Origin of the sequence: Methanosarcina vacuolata Z-761 (assembly GCF_000969905.1) — an archaeon.
GTDB classification, from domain to species: Archaea; Halobacteriota; Methanosarcinia; order Methanosarcinales; family Methanosarcinaceae; genus Methanosarcina; species Methanosarcina vacuolata.
In genome coordinates this window covers 2076182-2096088 of record NZ_CP009520.1, presented here as the reverse complement: position 1 = coordinate 2096088, position 19907 = coordinate 2076182, and the positions used below count along the sequence as shown (strand labels likewise).

Below are 19907 nucleotides of genomic sequence, written 5' to 3'. Positions count from 1 at the left end.
TAACCTGTATTGATTACTTTAATGGTTTGATTCTCTTCTCCCATATAGGAAAAATACAAGAAAAATGGTAATTTATTGGCATCTATTCAGCGTACAAAAAACAGGTTTATTGCTATTGATTTTAATGTTTCATAAGCATAGAATTACCAACTGTATAAAACCAAAAAGCGCGATCAGTAACAACAGTTATGAAAAATTGGACAATAGAATTTTGCCCATTTTAAATTTAAGAAGATGCCTATTGAGAGTGTTTTTCCTACGCTGAATAGTTACTTCATTTTTCGAAGAATATCATGTATGTTTTTTAAAAAACAAAAATACTTGTCATGTTTTTTAATTTTTTCTGAAAGGCCACACTGCGTGCGTGACAATACAATTTTGAAACTTTCCCGAAAACAGTCCTTTTGAGCGAAGTGCAGCGTAGCGAAAAGGACACCGTCTTCCCGAGACAGGACTCAGGCAATGAAAAGGACTGCAAGTTCTCGAAATGCTGCAATTGATAGTATATAAATATATACGAAATGAGAAATTAGTAAAGTTATATACGTGTCCAAGTTTCTATAAAAGACTAGCTCTTTATTCATATCACTCTATGAAATTACCCGGAGTAGAGCAAATGAACAAGAACAAAAGATTAAAGCTTATAGTTATGCTTTTAGTGGCCCTGTTTTTTGGGATAGTGCTTGGCCCGGTGGCAAATGCCACTTCGGAAGAACCAGTCACAGAGAAAGAAGAGAGTGAACAGAAATCTGTTGATGATTTACAATGGAGTGAATGGCAACAGTCTCATACCATGGAAGTTGAAGTGACAACGGTTTATGATTATAAAACAGATGGCACACTCAAAATCACTGAAACTTATTCGGGAATAGGACTTAAGTCTAAATTTAAGGAAAATGAACTAACAAGATCTCAGACTTTTCCAGTCTCTGACGGAAAAGAGATCGCTCTTAGTACAAAAAGCGATAGTTTGAAACTGAAACCAGGAGATAAGAAAGAATTTGTAACCCAAAAATCTGTAGTGATTACAACTAGCAATGATCCTTTTGAGTGGTGGAACAGTTCTTCTTTAGCCTCTATTTCCTACCCCCAATGGACTTTCTCAAAGATTACCTCGGGACAGAATACTTATTACGTAGTGGCAGACCCCATAAATTTAATATGGAAACAGAAAAGTCTAAAGACAGTTAAAAATACGATCCTTAAGAAAAAATGGATTGACAATCCCGTAGAATACACTCATTATATATCATATCCTAATGGAAATTGGGTTGCTGGAGACGGAATGGCAGACAATAAATACAGACTTCTCGGTGGCTATCATTTACGGCTCTGGAAACTACCAAATGGAAACGTCGTTTCAAATGCCCACCACGATGACAGTGTTCTCATTATTCCTGGACATCAAGTAGATGGATATGAAAACGCAGAAACCAAAGTTGCTAAATTTTTTGGAACCGGAAGTAAATCATATTGGCTGGACAATGTGTACTATAGTAAGTACTATAAAGCCTATAATGACGGCTCAGCGAAACTGTTCTGAAAGTTTAAAAAGTAATTCATATTAATTCATATTAACAGTATCTCTTAATGACAAATATCTATTCTTCGCAGCAAACTAATTCCTTAAAAAACAAACATGATATTCTTTGAATAACATGCACAGCCAATGAAAATGCTTGCAGATGGCAGCATTTTCATGCTAATTATTTGGTTTCCAAATTTTATGGGATTATTATCAATGGTTTCTGGAATCCATTAACCTGATCTCTAAGTTCCAGAGTGAAATTTGGGTAGCTCGATTTGGGAGTTTCACCTCAATAAACATAATTCGTTGAACAAATATGCATTTTGAAATTGAGTTTCTGAGTTGAGTTTTTCTCAGGAAAAAAGCACTTACTTGGAAAAAAATGGATAAAAATGCACTACGTTCATAAATTTAAGAGAAAAATATATTAACTATAAATTTTCAAATTTTATAGAAAACGAACTTTATAGAAAACGAACTTTATAGAAAACGAACATGATACTCTTTGAATAACATGCACAAACAATGAAAATGCTTGCAGATGGCAGTATTTTCATGCTAAACGAACATGATACTCTTTGAATAACATGCACAAACAATGAAAATGTTTGCAGATGGCAGCATTTTCATGCTAACATTAGTATAATCCAGTTTTTAGTGTGAAGATTCCTTATTGCGAATCTTCTTCTAATTTACGAAACATCTATACATTTACAAGCCTGCAGGCAGTCGGTCAAGGTGCATAATATGGAAAACAATCTACTCGATCTGATCCTCCTCTCTGAAAAAAGAAAGAATGTACTGCTTCTTCTGCTTGAAGGACCAAAGGATATTGAAACAATAAAAAAAGCTCTCAGTGCCAGTGCAACCGCAGTCCAGCCCCAGGTAAAAAAGCTCAAAGAGCAGCACCTGATAGTCCAGGAAAAAAACCTCTATAAGCTTAGCGAGATAGGCAGAGTTGTGGTTGAGAAGATGAAGCCTCTTGTGGACACGCTTGCTGTTCTAGAAGAGAACGCGAATTACTGGGCAGAAAGGGAAGTGAATGAGATTCCACCTTTTCTCCTGCAAAGAATTTGCGAGCTTGGGCACTGCACTATAATCGAACCTCAGGTAGACTATATGTTTGAGATGATCCCGGAATACGTCAGAAATGTCCGGATGGCAAAAGAGCTAAGGGTTGCAATTTCATATTTCCACCCGCTTTTCCCTTCTTTTTACCTGGAAATTGCCGAAAAAGGAATCCCTATATCGCTGTTACTCCCCGAGTCCATCCTGAAAAGATGGATCGAAGATTACAGGGAACAGACCGAACAATACCTGAAAAAGGAAAATGCTAAACTTTTTGTCTGCACGGACTGCGAAAGGATATCTGCGGTTGTAGCCGCGGATAATTTTATGGCATTGGCCCTTTTCCCGAAAAGCACGGTCTTTGACCGAAAATATGTGATCTGCTTTGAGCCAGGAGCTCTGGCCTGGGGAAAAGAACTCTATGACTACTATGAACAGCACTCTGAACAAATTAAGAATATAGACAATTACACCCAAGCGTAAATATAGACAATTACACCCACGTGTAATATAGACAATCGCATCCAATGCAGAATATCAATAATTATACCGGCGTCCCCTGACCGAATAAAATTGGAATTTTAAAAACCAACCTGTGAGCCTATATGCTCCAGGGAAAAAGGGGTGTTTCTATTTCTTCCAGCCGCCTTTCAGAGATATTCTTCAAAACCTGCTTTACCTTTTGAATATTCTTCGTGCCAGCCCGGAGGTACGGGCATTTTTTCATAAAGGTTTTTCCTCTGAGCCTCAAGAAGATTCGGGGTCTTTCCCATAAACTCTGCAGCACAGAGGACGCGGGTTTCAACCATTCCATCCAGTTCTTTTAACCAGTTGTACCCTTCAAAAGACCTGAGCAAATGGTGGTCCAGAATCAGAGTATCAACACGCCTGGCTAGAAGGAGAGCATTTTCCAAGGCCTGTTTTCCTGCCTCAGGAACGCGGTGTGAAAGATAAAGAGGAGGGCCTGAGGCAAAAACAATTGTAGGTTCCCAGGCAAGCACCTTAAGGACGGTTTCCCTGTCCAGAAGCTGGATGTCAGAACTATGGACAAAAACATCATCTCCCTCGCAGATCCGGGTCATCATTACAGTCCCGAAGCCTTTTTCTCTGGCACCATGAGGAACAGGAGAAGAAAATTCCATATTGCCAGACTTCACGCCTTCCGAAGCCGGGAGAGGAAAACCCAGAAAATCCGAAAGTTCACGCCTCCGCTTTGAAGACAGACCTGAGATTTTTTCCGGGCCTTTGCACCAGAAGTTTATCCCGTCAAGCGAAGGGAGGGATTCCATCGGGAGCTGATACGGATCTTCAGCCCTCATTGGCATATGGTCACCGTGAAAATGGCTGATAACAACATCTGTCGCCTGCCCAAATGCAGAAAGAACTTTTTCTCTTATCCTGAAAGCAGCAGCAACTTCTATTGGGTGGGGAAGCAGGCCTGAACGTAAGCGTGCAAGCGCAACTCCGGGATCGATCAGGATCGTCCTATCGTCCGTCTTTACAACGCAGGCAAGAGATCTTGCTCCAAAAGACTCACACCCGAGTATTTCGATCTGCACATTTTCACTCCTTTCCAGAAAGGTATTCTCTGGAAAACATCTGTACGGTCAGAACAAAGTAGGAGAGCAAGAGGGGGCCTATAACGATTCCTAACAGTCCGAAAAGGGATACTCCTATAACAACCCCAAGCAGGGACAGAAATGGATGGATTTCTCCAACTCTTTTCTGGATAATGGGCCTGAGGAAGTTGTCAATAACACTTATAAAAATCCCGGCTGCAAGTATAGCAAGCGCTGCAGTATAGTCTTCCTGGAAAAACTGGACAATAGTTGCAGGAACCCAGACAACAGGCGCTCCGACAACAGGCAAGAAGGATAGAATTGCTGCAATGAAGCCCCAGAGGAAAGCTCCCTGGATATTAAAGATAACAAATACTATAGTCAGAATTCCACCCTGGACAAGAGCAACTGCCCCGCTGGCGATAAGAGTCGTCCGAACCATTCTCCGGAATTCATCCAGAAGAGTGGCTGTATTTTCTTCATTGAAAGGAACTGCAACAGAGACTTGACGCATAAAATCCGAGTCTTCTCCAGTAAAGAGGTAATAGAGCATGAAGTACATTATCAATAGCCCGATGGACTGCTGGCTTATACTCTGGATTGACCCCACAATGAACAGGCTTGTGTAATTAACGGCCCGCGAAGCAAGTTCCATTGCTTTTTCTTCAATTTTTTTCTGGAATATATCTACAGGAATATTCAACCTTGAGAGAGAATCAGTTAAAAAGTGGCCTCCAGCCTCAATAGACGTGAGAATAGATGCCTGATTAACTAAAAGCTGTTCAATTTCGTCGATGACTGTATTCAAAAGAAAGTAAAGAGGGACCAGTACAACAAAGATAGAAATTATTATTACAAGTATGGCTGCTAATTGCTTCTGGAGCCTTAGTTTTCTTACGAGAAAATGATATAAAGGACGAAATATAACGAAAAGGATCAGGGCCCCAAAAATATAATTTAAAAAAGGAAGTGTAGCATAAGCAATAAGCACAGTCAGAACAACAATTATGAGAAGGGCCAAAGTCATCTTTACAGCTTTTTTCATCAAACTTAATTGGCTTTCTATTATTAAAATATAATTACGACTGTTCCAAATAAACCGTTGGCCCGCAACCGTTGCGCCGGTTGATCACGCCGATAGGGTGCGGGGATAAGGAACTCAAATTAAAACGTTGCCAGGAGTTTTCGATCAACCGTTGCGCCGGTTGATCACGCCGACCTGTCGTTGCTTGGGTTTTTCGCTCAAGCCTTTTTTCAAAAGGCTTGAGATTGAACTAAAAATATTCAAAGTTATCAAAAATCCGTTATCAGGGTTTGCTTTTCGTCCCTTTCGCGGAGTTTGGTGACTCCTATGCCTACTAGCCTGAGTTTTTGATTCCCTATAAATTCGGAAAGAAGCTGCATGGATGTCCTTTTGATCACAAAGATGTCCGAAGTCCAGATAGGGATGGTTTTTGAGCGTGTATAGGTAGAGAAATCCTCAAACCGCACGGTAAGGGTTACGGTTTTGAAAAGGAACCTGTTTTTGAGAAGGGATTTATGCACACTTTCAGCAAGCAGGTCAAGAGAACAGGCGATTTTTACAGGGTCGCTGGTGTCTTCAGCAAAAGTTCCGTGCCTGCTGATTGATTTTACACTTTCCTTTTCCCGAACCTCCCCAAAATCAAGTCCGTTTGCCAGTTGCTTCATGCGAAGTCCCATTTTTCCGAACTTTTCAGAAAGAAGCTGTACATCACAGGTTGCAAGTTCTTCTACCCTGTTTAAGCCCATCGATTTCAGTGTATCAGCCGTTTTTTCTCCTATTCCGGGAATTTTTGAAACCGGCAGCGGAAAAAGAAATTTCCTCACCTCTTCGGGCCTGACAACGGTAAGCCCATCAGGCTTCTGGAAACCAGACGCGATTTTTGCGATTAACTTATTCGGCCCGACTCCGACTGAACAGGTAATTCCTTCCTGTTTCTGTACTTCATCCTTGATCCTGAGAGCGTAAAGGGCAGCCTCTTCAAAACTCGTGATCTCGGGCCCTGGTACAAGATAGGCTTCATCCACGCTGACCTGCTGGAACCTGTCTGCAAATCCTTTCAAAAGTTCCATTATTTTTTCCGAAACGCCTGCGTAGAGTTTCATGTTCACAGGCAGAAAAAACGCATTCGGACAGAGCCTGTAAGCCTGTGAAATGGGCATTGCGGAGTGAATTCCGTATTTCCGCGCCTCGTACGAGCAAGTGCTTACAACTCCCCTTCCTGAGCCTCCTTTTGGGTCAGATCCCACAACTACAGGCAGACCTTTTAGTTCTGGCCTCTCTCTTACCTCAACAGACGCAAAGAAACTGTCCATATCTGCGTGGAAGGTAATTCGCCTTTCAGGGGGATTTATTTTCGAAATGGAAATAGGCATTACTCTTAGATAGAAAAAAATATAAAAAAGGTTTGAGGAAGTCGAGTGAAAGTATTAACCTGTTGTTTTTATTTCAGCGCCATCAGGAATATTGAACACAAATTCAGAATCTGGAATTCCGGAATTAACCTTAAGATCCCATATTTCGACTTTTGCTGTCAGGTTTCCACTACTGTCGTACATCTCGTACTTAAGAGGCATCCATGTTTCTTTATCTACCCAGACTTTTGTATAGTATTGTGCAGCACTTTCTCCGGTTTCTTTAGGACTTGTTTTCAGCAGATACGTTTCCCTATTGTCAAGTTTCTCAACTCCCAGTAAAGAGACATTCGTATCATTAAGGGTAATTCCTATTAGGGTCAGATAGTCACTTTTAGTTAGTTCAGAAGTTTTGGGGAGCTTTGTTTTCATTACTGTATTTGTGCCGGGGGTATAGGTCCACCGGAATTCTCCATCTGAAAGTACAAGCGTCTCTTCCTCTTTTCCTGGTTCCTGTATAAAGTTCTTAATCATATGAGGTTTCTTGTATATGGTTTTAAATTCGGTTTCTATGGCCTTTTCCCCGGTGTAGTAAGTAGAATGCATTGTATACGAATAATCTTGAATGCTGTCCTGTTTCTCCAGCATCTGGGTTGCAATATCTTCGGCACTCAGGTTTTTTTCCGTGCAGCCTGAAGTAAAAAGAGCCAGAGTTATGAAAATTAACAGGAGCATTGACTTGAATATTTTCTTTATTTTCACTTTACTCATCCTCTTTATTTTTGTTCGTTGAATTCGTATTCACAGGGTGACACTGCTGCTACTGGCTGACATTATCCAGAGACAGACCTGACATCACCTCGGTGCCTTCTTTGCCCGGCACAAGATTGCGGCTAAAAAGTGAGACCTTCAAGGAAAAAATGAAAATTGTATTTGATGATTATTTGTGGAAGTGAAGTTATAAAGCAATTTCCAATGTAAAAACATGAAGTTATTTTTTGAATATTTCTAAACAAGATATGAACAGCTGGATGAAAGAATCACCAAAACGAAGGAGAACAAGGAATAGCTGTTAAAGGTGCTGATTTTTCCAGAGAGTCCACTGCATAACAATGCAGCGAAACTGGCGTCGAGAGCAAAGGTCAGAAAAAAGGATGTGAGCCTTCAGACCATAACAGAGGAAGGAACAAAAACAAATGACACATTTATGACGATTGTTCAGACAGCAAAGAAACTGGGTGTAAATGCATATCAGTACATATGTGATAGAGTCGCCAACAAATTCGAGATACCATCTATGGCCCCTCTGGCTCAACTCATCAGTGAAAAAAGTTCATTGAGCGGAAATTGAGGGACTTCCACTCAATTTGAAGAGGATACAATAATCCTCAAGATTAAAAACGATAAAAAAGATTGAGGTTAAAGGGGTGTGGGGATTGTTTATCAAATATGACAATAGCTGAGATTAGGTGACCTCAGATTGTCGAGTCCGGCAGATATTTCTATGCCTTCCAGTACGCTTTCTTATAGCCACAAAAAAGGAACAAAAATCACCGGGACTTTTTATATATTTGAGACCTTCAAAGTTATATAAGGATTGTAACCATATTAATAAAAACCAATTCAATAAGGGGTGAAATAAATGGTGAAGTTAACTGATGAAATGAAGGAAGACTTTGCAAAGATGAAAATTTTTCCATTTGCAACTGCATCTAAAGGTGGAGAACCAAATGTCATACCAATAGGCATGTGTGACCTACAGGAAGATGGAGAAACAATCTGGATCGCAGACAACTATTTTAATAAAACTCGCAACAATCTTGATGAAAACCCCAGGGGAGCGATCTATGTATGGGGCCCGGAAATCAAAAGCTGCTACCAGATAAAAGGAGATATTGAGATTAAGACTGAAGGGGAAGATTACGAGAAAATGTATAAAATGGTCAAGAGCAAAGGAGACAGGTTCCCTGCAAAAGCCCTTGCAGTTATGAAAATTACTGATGTTTATGAGTGCAAACCCGGGGCTGGGGCAGAGCCAGGACAGAAACTGCTTTGATCCCGCTTAAAGCTTAATCCATAATTTAGTCAATCCATAATTTAGCCAATCCATAATTTAGCCAATCCATAATTTAGCCAATCCATAATTTAGCCAATCCATAATTTAGCCAATCCATAATTTAGCCAATCCATAAGTTTATGATTTTCTTGTCATGAAGATGATAAATCTTCACAATCTTTTTTTGAAAATATTGAAAATGATTGGTGATTCTGCCATAGAAAATTGTGAGAAACTGAGACACATAGGAGGCTGCAAGATGGTCGAAGAAATGGAAAAAAAATCAAATTTACTCAATGACTCCATGAAGATCACTGTGTTTAAGAACGGTCCATATATGGTGACAGGTAGAGTTCCTCTTATGACCTGGGAAATTTGTAAAGATGAAGACACTGAACGTCTAATATGGCGTGAAGTCAAGAAATACCCTATAAGGAACCGGTATGCTCTGTGCCGATGTGGCCAGTCAGGGAATAAGCCTTTCTGTGATGGGACACATTCAAAGATCCACTTTGACGGAACCGAGTCAGGAGACTTTGCGCCCTTTAGTGAAACTAATGTTATCACTGGCTCTTTGCTGACTCTTATTGACAATAAGCATCTATGTGTCCATGCAGGATTTTGCACACAGGCAGGGAAAATATGGAACCTTGTCCAGCAACCCGAAAACTCGGAAGCTCGAGACATTGCTATAGAAGAAGCAAGTAACTGCCCTTCAGGCAGGTTGGTAATTATTGACAATGCCACAGGAAAAACGATTGATCCTGAGCTTGAAAAATCGATTGTTGTTGTGGAAGGGCTTCACCAGGGCGAGCACGGTCCTCTATGGGTACGTGGGGGCATCCCGATAAAATATGCCGACGGCAAACAGTACGAGATCAGAAACAGGGTCACTCTCTGCAGGTGCGGGAAATCCAGAAATAAACCGTTCTGCGATGGGAGCCATGCGGAGATTGAGAAAGATTGAGAAAATGGATGAAAATGAAGAGATGTCAACAGGCTGTCTCAAAACTATTCTTAGTTTTTGTTCCCTAACCGAGCCCAAATGAATTCAAATTCCATAACTTAAATCTGCAGAACTGGAAGTTTAAGCCTCCAGAGCTGAAATTTCAGATTTCCGAATTTTCTTATTAGTTTTCAGGCCTGTGTTTTTCATCATCAAGGTTCTCAAAGTCTTCCGTAGTTTCTTCTCTTGCCCGTTTTTTAAAGGCTCGGTTTTTCAGGTAGATCGCCACTATTAAAACTGCCAGTAAAAGGAATATTGGATATTTAAAGAAATTAAGTAGTCCCTGAAGCCTTGATGAACTTTCTGTAGAAGCTGAACTCTCCGTAGCATGATCATTTTCACTTTTTGTATCACCTGGCACTTTACCTGAAGAGGCTGAAGCAATCTCAACTACATTTTCAATGCCTCCCGTTACTGCCGTACCTTCTTTTAAAGGCAGTCCGAGCCCGTCTCCTGAAAGGAAACGCGAATCTTTAAAGAGCCGTGCAAAAACCGTGGAATTTCGCTCAAAAAGATATGTTGCTCCGTTATCACTCGCTGCAGCAAGGGCCGAGCTATCGCGAGAAATGGACACGTCATTAATATTTCCTCCGCAACTGTAGTTCCAGAATTCCTTCCCATCGAGATCGAGGACATAAAGCGTATCGTCCCAGCTTCCGGCTGCAATGAATGATGAATCCGGCGAAATTGCAACACTGTAGACATCATCTTTTACCTTATAATCCCAGAGTTTTGTGCCTGTGCTGTTAAACAGATATACTTTATCGTCAAAACTTCCTGCTGCCAGATATGAACCGTTGTTTGTCAGGGAAACGCTGCTGATCCAGTAAGCAGGGTTGTGTATCCAGGAAAAATCTCCTTTCTGGTTAAGGAAATATACATTATAATTGGACCCTCCGGCAGCCACATAATGGGCCTGTGGAGTAATGCATACACAATTGATTACACTACCTGTCCTTCGTTCCCAGATTTTATTCCCTTCTTTGTCAAAGAGATAAATGCAATAATTAGAACCTCCGGCTGTAACGTAAGGGCCTTCTCTGGAGAGGGCTATACTGCGGACGGAAGCCCCGGAATCGAAATTCCATAACAGCTTGCCTTCTTTATTAAAGAAGTAAATCTTGCCGTCGTCACTGCCTGCTGCTACATATGAACCATCGGAAGAGATCACAACACAATTCACGTTGCCCCCGGTTTTGTAACTCCATAGCACTTTCCCTTCCCTGTTAAAAAAGTATACCTTCTTATCATTGCTTCCTGCAGCTACGCCAGTTCCATCGGGAGAGATCGATACAGTGTAAACAATATCTCCAGTAGTATAATTCCAGAGTTTCTTCCCCTCGAAATTAAAAAGAGAAACATTATGATTAAAATCCCCAACTGCAAGATAATTTCCGTCAGAAGAAAGAGAAACCGTATTAACTATACATCCTGTTTCACATCTGCAGAGCAGGTCAAAAGCTCTGAGTTCTGAAATATTTACGTCCCCGCCCGAGGCAACAGGATCTGCAGCCCCCAAATCTACAAACAGGCCGAAAAGCAGACCCAGTACTATAAATAACCATATTCCCGCTAACTGTCTCATAGTAATGTATAGTTTAGGAGTTTATTCCACATGAATTTTTTGTAAGAGTTCACAATTAGATAAAGGGAAAAAGAACGTCACTATAGAAAACAGAACATCATTTTATAACGGATGGTGTCATATTATTATTTAACTGATCTTATATAATAAACTGACATATTTTAGATTTTGTTGTATCCTGAAATGATTTCGCAGACTCAAAATCATTTGGAAGTCTAATTCATAATACAACAGCCTGCGATACAAAAGGTTAAACGTTGAATAAATTCCAATTCCATTTTGGTATTGTGGAATGATTAAGTAAAAGAAACAAATTCAAAGTTGGAGTCTTCATCCAGGAACAATTGAGATCAGGATTTTTGCCAATTCAGGATAAAAAGAAAAAAATAAAATTATTTTTCATCAAGGTGACTTCTTTCGTCTCAAAACCAGCAACGTAAAGGCTACAGTCACAGATGCAAATATCCAAAATATAACGGTAAATGGGTTTATTGCTTTTTTGAGCACATCTACTTTCTTTCTTAGCCGTAGTGGGTTCACGTAGTTCAACTCCACGAAATTTTTGGCTATGTAACCATATGCCTACTATGTAATCATATGCCTAATTAGTATTGAATATTGGTACCATTGCCAGGGGTAACAGATATTGATTTTGATTTATTAGGTAATAGAGCTATCCGAAAAGTCAGTAATCGAATGTTGTAAAAATTACAATCGATCTAAATATTCTTTTATCAGCTTCGGTTTTACATCTTGCATATTTTCAAAGCAACAGTGGATAATCACTTTTCGTACAGGCTCTAAGTCACAGAGCAATTTTAGGTTTTCATGAAATTCTCGGACTTTGTTTAAATTTCTATGAGATTTACCTCTATTTAGCATGAAAATGCTGCCATCTGCAAGCATTTTCATTGGTTGTGCATGTTATTCAAAGAATCTCATGTTCGTTTTTAGTACGACAGACCTCTGTTTAGTATGGCACGCATCGGTTTAGTATAATATCTGCGTAGTCTAACAACACACATACCTTTCTAGTGAAAAGGAACTCAAATCTGAGGGCGACTTACTAATTAAATGAGCAATTTAATATAAATATCATACCATTTGAGATGATATTACTCAATGTTACTATCTAAAAATAATAAATTGTGATGGAATTCTGACAATATATCCATTGGAAAGTTCTCTTATTTTTGGGTATTTTTTCCATCTATCCTTTCTAAATCTAATTATTCTTTACTGAGTAGAATAGAAGACATCGGAAAATATATATATTATTTAATATCCCAAAATTGACAAAAACATATATTTCATAATGTATAAATTGACTTCAGACTTCGGTTTTGTTTATACAATTCAAATTTATTCTTTGTGTTTAAAGAGTTTTAACATATTTTACTGTTCCACAAAATGATGTATCAACGCGAGGCGTTTTTTGTAAAAAATAATGTATTAAGTAACAGAATCTGTCAAACTAAGGTTTAATTAGAGGTTAGTTAAACCGGAAGAATGAGCAGATAGTTACTTAACGAAGTCACACAAAAGGTCAGACAAAAGGTCACACAAAAGCAAGCAGTTCACATTCAAGCTTGATCCATTTTCAAAGCTTAATTCAGGATAGTATTAATCAGTTTTTCAAGTTCATTTCTATCAACTAAATCAATAAGATTTGCTTCAGCTAATTTTCTGGCAGAATCAGTGAAATAACTATTCGTAACTACTATGCCTTCGGTACATTTGTAAAAGCCTTTTGCAGCTACAACTTCCTGTACTGCACTGTTTGATACCTTACCCGAGTATCGTTTGACCTGAACAGCGATTCTCGTTTTTTCTTTTGACGTCAGAATCAGATCTGCACCCTGATCACCTGAAAATGGAGTGTGATAGACTGAATACCCTAACTGTTCATAAACGCATTTCATAAACTCTTCAAATTTGTATCCGTTCATTTCATCAATTTCGGCTAATGTGGGTAGTACTGGTTTTGATGGTTTTTTAAGGAATTGTTTTACAAGCCTATGCGGTAAGTGAATTAAGAAACTGAAGAGTAGCCATAAAGATTTCAGTAAATGCATTGAGAGACTGAATAGTCGCCACATTGCTTTCAGTAAATGAAGTGAGAAACTAAACAATAACCTCATTGCTTTCAGTAAGTAAATTGGGAAACTAAACAGTAGCTTTATTAATTTTAGAAAAAGATATAGCACAATTTTAAATATTTCAGTAATAAGGTGATGTTGTTTTCTTCTTTTTTCTCTCTTTCCGATTTTCATCAATGTACTTCCTTCTGTTTTTAAAAGTCTGCCGAAAATCTATGATATATGTTGAAAAGTCACAATAAGTCTATAATCAGAGTAGCTGCTTTGGTTTTTCATCCTGTTATTGTTCATCTTTATTGTTCATCCTATTACTGTAAAAGTTGCAGTAGATAACCACTTTTCGAATAGACTCTAAATAACGGGACAATTTTAGGTTTTCGTAGAAGTCTCAAACTTAGGTTAAATTTCGATGGAGATTTGCCTTTGTTTATTATGACATTTGCATCGTGTGATACAGAAATACCTCTCTAGCGAAAGGCAATTCAAACCCAAGAGCAACTTGCCAATTAAAAGAATAACTTAATATAAATATACTGTCGTTTGAAAAGCCGTTTCCAATACTGAACTCAATTTTTCTGTGGCAAGTAATAATTGAATACCTAAATATCTCCCATTTGACGAAGAAGGAGATCACTGCCTATTTCAGCTGATCTCAAGACGTTATGAAAAGAAGCAAACGACCTTAACATCGAATAAGTCATTGGGAGAATGTGGGGAGATATTTAAGGACCATGTGATAGCGGTCGCTGTACTTGATAGGACTGTGCGACAAGAAAGCTAAAGCATGAATTGCAGAAATGCTATCCCTTCCATTTGGGATAATCCTACTATGACATGCGTTGATGATAACGTCAAGGTGTGAAGCTCATAGGACAATATGGAGAAATTTGGAAGTCTAATCTAAATCATCTGTTAGGATAAGAATACTATGAAGAACGTAATGTGAACCATTGTAAGAGTCGTAACAAGTGACAAGTGAAATTAGACTGATACACTTGAACCAAAAGGTGAAGAGTCAGACCATTATGGCTTATTCGACGTAATGGGAAATGGACAAAGAACTCTCGGCTTAGAGATGGCTTCTAAGGTATTCATAATTATTCATGTTATAGAACTTGGTAAGCCCTATATGTTCCCTAGGGTAGGAATCCTGCAAAGGATAACAATGACATAGAGGGTAGAGGAAGGGAGTAGCAAGCGAATGACAATTTGTAATCAATTGTATAAGGGTTCCAAATTTGCCCTAATCCGAAAGGATGCTGACTTACTCTATGGTATCAAAACGTAAGAATGAAAGTATGTCCTATGAAAGGGAGTCATTCAAATACGCTGATTCAGAAAGCAGAAACACTTGCTGTCAATCTCTTATGGAATAAAACAAACAGAGAGACTGGCTGTTATAGTGAACAAGCTGAACCAATCAACGAGAAGCTCACTAACAAACAACTGAAATTTCGATGGAACAATATCAATTGGAAAGCAGTTGAAACACATGTTAATAGGCTACAAGTCAGGATTACGAAAGCGGTTTTTAAAGGCAAATGGAACTTAGTTAAAAGATTAAGCTATTTGTTAACCCACTCTTTCTACGCCAAATTGTTAGCTGTCAGAAAGGTAATTCAGAACAAAGGTAAGAAAACGGCAGGAATCGATGGTGAATTGTGGAAAACTCCCGACGCCAAGATGAAAGCCTCCCTTAGTCTAACTAACAGAAGATATAAAGCCAAACCATTAAAAAGAGTTCATATTGAAAAATATGGGAAGTCAAAGAAACGACCTTTAGGTATCCCAACCATGTACGACAGAGCTATGCAATCATTATATGCATTAGCACTTAACCCGATTTCAGAAGCTACGGCAGACAAACACTCCTTTGGATTTAGAAAATTCAGAAGTACACATGACGCATGCGAACAAATATTTGGATGCACATGTCAAAAGTTCTCTGCATCCTGGATACTGGAAGGAGATATAAAAGGTTGCTTCGATAACATTAGTCACCAATGGTTACTTGACAATATTCCAATGGACAAATCAGTTCTTAAACAATTCCTTAAAGCAGGCTTCGTTTTTAAACAAAACCTCTTTCCGACCAAAAAAGGTACACCGCAAGGTGGTATCATATCCCCAATTCTTGCCAACATGACCTTAGATGGGATTGAAGGTATATTGGCAAATAAATATCATCGCGGAAAAAGTGGAAGAATAACAAAATTTCAACGTGATAAACATAACGTAAATTTTGTAAGGTATGCAGATGACTTCATTGTTACTGCAAAAACTGAGGAAATAGCGGAAGAAGCCAAAGAACTGATTAAAATATTCCTAAAGGATAAAGGTCTGGAATTATCGGAAGAAAAAACACTAATTACCCATATTAACGATGGTTTTGACTTTTTAGGCTGGAATTTCAGAAAATACAAAGGAAAGCTTCTTATCAAACCATCCAAAAAATCCATTCAGAAAGTCACTGAGAAAATCAGTGATGTCATTAAGAATGGCAAACCTTGGACACAAGAAAAATTAATCCAAACTCTTAACCCAATCATAACTGGATGGTCTAATTACCATCAAGGCGTGGTATCCAAAGAAATATTCTCTGAAATGGATAAAAGAATCTGGAGTATGACATGGAAGTGGGCCAAGAGAAGACACCCAGGTAGATCCCATCACTGGATAAGTCGGAAATACTGGCATACCAAGGGAGCAAGACATTGGGTATTTTCAACTGAAACAAACCAACTGAAGCTTTTATCAAATAAAAAGATAGTTAGACACATCAAACTAACATTAGGTATAAATCCTTACCTCGACAAAGGATACTATTCTGAACGCAAATACAATCAAGGCTTAAGAAAGCTTTCAGGAAAATTCAAGAAAGTGTGGGATAACCAAGAAGGCATATGTCCTATCTGCAATTTTCCAATTGACATTAATACTGATGCAGTAGAAAGACCTCTACATCACAAGAATGGAAGCCACGAAGATAACAGAACATCCAACTTAATCTATTTGCATGCACACTGTCATAGACAATACCACGCAACTAACTCCAAATCAAATAACTGCTGCCCAACACAAGGGTTAGGAGATGCTTGAGCTGTATGAGGTGAAAGTCTCACGTACAGTTCTTAGGCGAGAAAGGGAGAGTAATCTCCCCGACTTAGCTGACCTTCAGCATAGTGCGACGATTAACATCAAAGGAGAAAGTTACAGGCTGAAAGAAAAGAAGATGCAGGGAATTAAAACAGGAAATATATTTGTCAATAATTTATAGCAAGTTTATGAAAAATTGAGTAAAATTCATATCAAAAGATGGGGAAAAGTAATCCGGCTAAAATGAAGAAAAATCGGCCTTGACACTATGCTGAATTACAAATTTGCGTTAAGAAAACTTTCTTTATTTCCCTTATATTTCGCCTCTTGTTAGATCTCAAAAACCACCTCCCTTCGAACTTCCCCATCAGAAATAACCATAACTATAAATCAGGGTTATTCAAAATAGCCACTTGTGACCTCTGGAGAAACTGTACGGGCAGAAATCCTTGTATCCGGAAGGGTGCAGGGTGTGGGTTTTCGAAGATTTGCTAGAAATGCTGCCGAGCGTCTGGGCGTAGAATCTAACCCTAAAAATTTAAGGGACGGCAGGGTTTTTGTCATTGCCGAAGGAAGACCTGAATCTGTGGAACTTTATATTGCTGAACTCAGGAAAGGGCCCATGTTTGCTCATGTGGAAGATGTCGATGTCACTTTTAAAGAAGCCCTTGGAAATGTTTACCAAGCCTTTTGAAAAAAGGCTTGAACGAAAAAGCAGGAAAAAGGCGTGGTAAATATCTCTTCAGCTTTTTTTCAGGATCTTTGCAATAATCACAATTCCTACAAGATTGACCAATCCTATTACAAAGTATCCTATCAGGTGCGTTAAGCTCGAATTAGATTTTCCAGATTCCTTTTTCAAGAAACTAGCAGTAGAGTTTTTTCCTGAACTTGATACTGATTCTGAATTTTCTTCACTACTTTCTTCGATTTTCTGCCCTTTTTCAGTGAATTCCAGTACCGAGTCGGTTTCAAGAGTGAGCTCTTTTTCCTGCCCTTCAAGGCTGTTTCCGGAATCAAGAACAGCACTGACCGTATAGGTGCTTTCTGGATCAAGCCCCAGGAAGAGAAACTCGTCATCATGTTGCAGGGAAGCTACAATATTTCCGTCCTGCACGTTTCCGTCTTTTCCATCCCCATTCTTTCTTAGTTCTACAGAGCCCTTTTCCGGAAGTTCCACTTTCAGGTTTACATGGCCTGTCAGAAGAATCTGCTTTCCTTCTGCAAATCTTGGCCTGTCTGGGATATCCAGAATTCCAAGCAGCGTTGGAGCAAAGTCTTCCTGACCATGCTTTCCCTTGATAATTCCGCTTTCAACATCCTGGGCATGCACTATAAGGGGAATGAGTTGTGCTTCATAAGTCTCCGTAAATTTCTCTGACTGATGACCGCCCTTGGAATCGTCTTTGGAAAAACCCATTCCATGGTCTGCTGTTAGTACAAAGGCAAGGTCATTTTTCTTGCAGAGCTCATAAAGAGGGTAAATATCAGTATCAAGACATTCAATGCAGTCTACATACCCATAATTATCCCGGTGGTGCCCGCTTGAATCTACAGCGCCTACGTTGATAGTGAGCATGTATTTTTGTTCCGGCCTGTTTCTAGCCATATACTTAACAATATTGCACGCAGTCTCGACTCCCCATCGGTTATATCCGCTATACTTTTCCCGTGTCTCTTTTGATGTGACATATCCGGGAGCTTTGTCAACTGCTTCTCCCATAACCTGTAAAAGCCCTTCAGGCACCTCCAACCTGTCAGAGGAAGGTTCGGGTTGCTCGAGAACAATTTTTATTTTATTTATAGAGTTATTTTCATCCCTGAGAATGACATCCTGCTCGGCACGGATTGACCAGGAATCCCCTCTTTCCATAACTGCAATACAGAGATAGCCTTCCCTGTGTAGAATATCGAAAATAGTGGCATCTTTGAAGCTTACAAGTTCACTGTCTGCACCCGGGTTTCCCGTGACAAGTACTGAATGCCCTCCTTCGGTAAAGGTCTGAGGTGCTCGGAATTCCAGAACTCTGATACTTTCCTTACTTATTTCGGGTAGATTTTCAAGTTCGGCTTTTTCAAGGGATGCCCCGTCAAGCGCATGCGGTGTAAGTTCAGGATAGATAAAAGGTGCACTTAGCCCGTCTACAATCAGCACGACTGCGCCCTGAGGTGTGTTAACAGGATTTACCTCCACTTCGGTCAGTCCGGAGGCAGGAACTGGAAAAATGAAAAAGACAATAAGCGTTAAAAGAATAAATAGAACTGAAAAGGAGTGGGGTTTTCGGACGGTCACAAACATTGTAAATTAGTTTAGTTTCAAGCTATAAAGAATTTATCTTTTCAGGATAAACTTTCTGCCGGGTATTCTGTATTACTTTCCGATTTTCTTACACCGGATAGCCCTTTGGGTTTGACCCCACTCCATAGTTTTTTTGATCAGATTGGTCCACCCGAGTGAACTAGCATTACTTCAAGTCTCTCATTCCTGAACCTGAATAAAAGAATGCCATTAATATGAACACTCACTTTTCTATTTTCTTCCCAAATCTGAATCAAAAATCAATAAATCGAAGAAAGAACATACACAGTTATTGTTTTTTCTTTCTTTGATATATGATTACTCCGATCACTGCTGCAAACGCCCAGAAAGAGCTCAGGAAAGGAGCACTTTTTGGTTCCTGAGTAGAACTGGAATTTTGTTCCTGCTTGCTCGCCGTTTCCGTATCATTTAATATTCCGGTATTTAATATTCCGATATCATTTAATATTCCAGCATCATTTGATATTCCAGCATCATTTGATATTCCAGCATCATTTGATATTCCAGCATCATTTGATATTCCAGCATCATTTGCCTTATTTTTGGTTTTATTAATCGTACGAAGCAACTCATTAAGAGTAGTATTTTCATATAGTGTTATAGCTTTTCCATCGTCAGTTAATGTATATTTTCCCCGATAAAAATTTGTAACTGTAAAATGTTCAGGGCCAAAATCCTTTGTATTTGAATTATTGTCCTTGTTCAGGTAAATCAAAACTTTCTCACCCGTTTTGAAGCTTGGATCAGCATCTGTAGTCATTTTGACATTTCCAACTGTCCCACCAGTAACTCTCACAATAACATCTCTGGATGATAGCGGGTTTTTCAGGTACTCATCAACACTTATAACGATGTCAGTGTAAATAATATTTTCAAAGTAGAGTTCAGAAATTGGTTTATCAGGTTGTTTCCCATCTATGGTATTCCATTTGGACGGAAGTATTTCTTTAACGGTGCCTATTACAATCATGTCGGAATAATTTCTCAACTCCTCATGGTTGTATGGTACGAAATCTATACATATGTCAACACCAATGGGTTCTTCACTATTGTTTTCGGGTTTGAAAGTGTCATTTGAAGGATCGGGCAGTGCTAAAGCGTTTAATGTCAGCAAAAAAAGAGCTCCAACTAAAAAAATTGCATGTTTTACAATATTTCTCATGGTTTAGCCTCGGCGTGTGGAGTTAAGACAGAGTTTACCAACAAAGACAGAA

At 39.1% G+C, this 19907-nt stretch carries 16 protein-coding genes and 1 pseudogene; 9 read left to right on the top strand and 8 right to left on the bottom strand.

Going from position 1 to position 19907, the window contains the following annotated elements; all coding sequences use genetic code 11:
- The first annotated feature begins 616 nt into the window (after nucleotides 1–616).
- Nucleotides 617–1543 carry a hypothetical protein gene (locus tag MSVAZ_RS08730; RefSeq protein ID WP_048120258.1) on the top strand — a complete coding sequence of 309 codons (927 nt, stop codon included), beginning with the start codon at nucleotides 617–619 and terminating at the stop codon, nucleotides 1541–1543.
- 732 nt (nucleotides 1544–2275) lie between these two features.
- Nucleotides 2276–3079: a helix-turn-helix transcriptional regulator gene (locus MSVAZ_RS08725; protein WP_048120256.1), complete on the top strand. Its 804-nt coding sequence runs from the start codon at nucleotides 2276–2278 to the stop codon at nucleotides 3077–3079.
- A gap of 167 nt (nucleotides 3080–3246) precedes the next feature.
- On the opposite strand, the gene MSVAZ_RS08720 is transcribed toward MSVAZ_RS08725, so the two are convergent.
- The 4 genes from MSVAZ_RS08720 to MSVAZ_RS08705 all read right to left on the bottom strand — a co-directional run bounded on the left by MSVAZ_RS08720 (nucleotide 3247) and on the right by MSVAZ_RS08705 (nucleotide 7293).
- Nucleotides 3247–4155, bottom strand: a complete 909-nt coding sequence (locus MSVAZ_RS08720; protein ID WP_048120253.1) for an MBL fold metallo-hydrolase — start codon at nucleotides 4153–4155, stop codon at nucleotides 3247–3249.
- A 4-nt stretch (nucleotides 4156–4159) separates the two neighbouring features.
- The gene (locus MSVAZ_RS08715; protein ID WP_232316265.1) at nucleotides 4160–5182 is read right to left on the bottom strand and encodes an AI-2E family transporter; all 1023 of its coding nucleotides are present in this window, start codon (nucleotides 5180–5182) and stop codon (nucleotides 4160–4162) included.
- A 266-nt stretch (nucleotides 5183–5448) separates the two neighbouring features.
- Nucleotides 5449–6552, bottom strand: coding sequence for a DNA polymerase IV (gene dinB / locus MSVAZ_RS08710; protein ID WP_048120249.1), 1104 nt, complete (start codon nucleotides 6550–6552; stop codon nucleotides 5449–5451).
- Between the two features lie 54 nt (nucleotides 6553–6606).
- Nucleotides 6607–7293, bottom strand: a complete 687-nt coding sequence (locus MSVAZ_RS08705; protein WP_052727930.1) for a LolA family protein — start codon at nucleotides 7291–7293, stop codon at nucleotides 6607–6609.
- Between the two features lie 316 nt (nucleotides 7294–7609).
- On the opposite strand from MSVAZ_RS08705, the gene MSVAZ_RS08700 reads away from it, so the two are divergent.
- The 3 genes from MSVAZ_RS08700 (at nucleotide 7610) to MSVAZ_RS08690 (ending at nucleotide 9554) form a co-directional block, all read left to right on the top strand.
- Nucleotides 7610–7882, top strand: a complete 273-nt coding sequence (locus tag MSVAZ_RS08700) for a hypothetical protein (protein ID WP_048120247.1) — start codon at nucleotides 7610–7612, stop codon at nucleotides 7880–7882.
- A 291-nt stretch (nucleotides 7883–8173) separates the two neighbouring features.
- Nucleotides 8174–8587 carry a pyridoxamine 5'-phosphate oxidase family protein gene (locus MSVAZ_RS08695; RefSeq protein ID WP_048120245.1) on the top strand — a complete coding sequence of 138 codons (414 nt, stop codon included), beginning with the start codon at nucleotides 8174–8176 and terminating at the stop codon, nucleotides 8585–8587.
- 199 nt (nucleotides 8588–8786) lie between these two features.
- Nucleotides 8787–9554, top strand: coding sequence for a CDGSH iron-sulfur domain-containing protein (locus MSVAZ_RS08690; protein WP_157206054.1), 768 nt, complete (start codon nucleotides 8787–8789; stop codon nucleotides 9552–9554).
- 163 nt (nucleotides 9555–9717) lie between these two features.
- Here MSVAZ_RS08690 and MSVAZ_RS08685 read toward each other — a convergent pair whose 3' ends face one another.
- Entirely contained in the window at nucleotides 9718–11178 is a 1461-nt protein-coding gene (locus MSVAZ_RS08685; protein ID WP_048120243.1) for a WD40 repeat domain-containing protein, read from the bottom strand.
- A 1607-nt stretch (nucleotides 11179–12785) separates the two neighbouring features.
- A complete protein-coding gene (locus MSVAZ_RS21190) occupies nucleotides 12786–13451 on the bottom strand; it encodes a restriction endonuclease (RefSeq protein WP_232316264.1) in 666 nt (221 codons plus the stop codon).
- A 421-nt stretch (nucleotides 13452–13872) separates the two neighbouring features.
- On the opposite strand from MSVAZ_RS21190, the gene MSVAZ_RS19480 reads away from it, so the two are divergent.
- From MSVAZ_RS19480 to MSVAZ_RS08665, 4 genes and pseudogenes are all read left to right on the top strand, one after another.
- Nucleotides 13873–14058: an ATP-binding protein gene (locus tag MSVAZ_RS19480; RefSeq protein WP_269746821.1), complete on the top strand. Its 186-nt coding sequence runs from the start codon at nucleotides 13873–13875 to the stop codon at nucleotides 14056–14058.
- 509 nt (nucleotides 14059–14567) lie between these two features.
- Complete coding sequence (gene ltrA / locus MSVAZ_RS08675) at nucleotides 14568–16376, top strand: group II intron reverse transcriptase/maturase (protein WP_232316263.1); 1809 nt, start codon at nucleotides 14568–14570, stop codon at nucleotides 16374–16376.
- 73 nt (nucleotides 16377–16449) lie between these two features.
- Nucleotides 16450–16554, top strand: a pseudogene (locus MSVAZ_RS20835) (ATP-binding protein); the annotation flags it as partial.
- Between the two features lie 234 nt (nucleotides 16555–16788).
- Nucleotides 16789–17067: an acylphosphatase gene (locus MSVAZ_RS08665; RefSeq protein WP_048120238.1), complete on the top strand. Its 279-nt coding sequence runs from the start codon at nucleotides 16789–16791 to the stop codon at nucleotides 17065–17067.
- 48 nt (nucleotides 17068–17115) lie between these two features.
- On the opposite strand, the gene MSVAZ_RS08660 is transcribed toward MSVAZ_RS08665, so the two are convergent.
- Both MSVAZ_RS08660 and MSVAZ_RS20830 read right to left on the bottom strand, forming a co-directional pair.
- Nucleotides 17116–18672 carry a sulfatase-like hydrolase/transferase gene (locus MSVAZ_RS08660; protein WP_048120236.1) on the bottom strand — a complete coding sequence of 519 codons (1557 nt, stop codon included), beginning with the start codon at nucleotides 18670–18672 and terminating at the stop codon, nucleotides 17116–17118.
- A 289-nt stretch (nucleotides 18673–18961) separates the two neighbouring features.
- Nucleotides 18962–19855, bottom strand: coding sequence for a hypothetical protein (locus MSVAZ_RS20830; RefSeq protein ID WP_198146826.1), 894 nt, complete (start codon nucleotides 19853–19855; stop codon nucleotides 18962–18964).
- Between the last annotated feature and the right edge of the window lie 52 nt (nucleotides 19856–19907).

Excerpts from the sequence above, each read along its gene's own strand:
- MSVAZ_RS08715 (WP_232316265.1), bottom strand. The coding sequence starts at position 5,182 with ATGACTTTGGCCCTTCTCATAATTGTTGTTCTGACTGTGCTTATTGCT.
- dinB (WP_048120249.1), bottom strand. The coding sequence starts at position 6,552 with ATGCCTATTTCCATTTCGAAAATAAATCCCCCTGAAAGGCGAATTACC.
- MSVAZ_RS08690 (WP_157206054.1), top strand. The coding sequence starts at position 8,787 with ATGATTGGTGATTCTGCCATAGAAAATTGTGAGAAACTGAGACACATA.
- MSVAZ_RS08695 (WP_048120245.1), top strand. The coding sequence starts at position 8,174 with ATGGTGAAGTTAACTGATGAAATGAAGGAAGACTTTGCAAAGATGAAA.
- MSVAZ_RS21190 (WP_232316264.1), bottom strand. The coding sequence starts at position 13,451 with ATGAAAATCGGAAAGAGAGAAAAAAGAAGAAAACAACATCACCTTATT.
- MSVAZ_RS20830 (WP_198146826.1), bottom strand. The coding sequence starts at position 19,855 with ATGAGAAATATTGTAAAACATGCAATTTTTTTAGTTGGAGCTCTTTTT.
- MSVAZ_RS08685 (WP_048120243.1), bottom strand. The coding sequence starts at position 11,178 with ATGAGACAGTTAGCGGGAATATGGTTATTTATAGTACTGGGTCTGCTT.
- MSVAZ_RS08660 (WP_048120236.1), bottom strand. The coding sequence starts at position 18,672 with ATGTTTGTGACCGTCCGAAAACCCCACTCCTTTTCAGTTCTATTTATT.
- MSVAZ_RS08725 (WP_048120256.1), top strand. The coding sequence starts at position 2,276 with ATGGAAAACAATCTACTCGATCTGATCCTCCTCTCTGAAAAAAGAAAG.
- MSVAZ_RS08730 (WP_048120258.1), top strand. The coding sequence starts at position 617 with ATGAACAAGAACAAAAGATTAAAGCTTATAGTTATGCTTTTAGTGGCC.
- ltrA (WP_232316263.1), top strand. The coding sequence starts at position 14,568 with ATGAAAGTATGTCCTATGAAAGGGAGTCATTCAAATACGCTGATTCAG.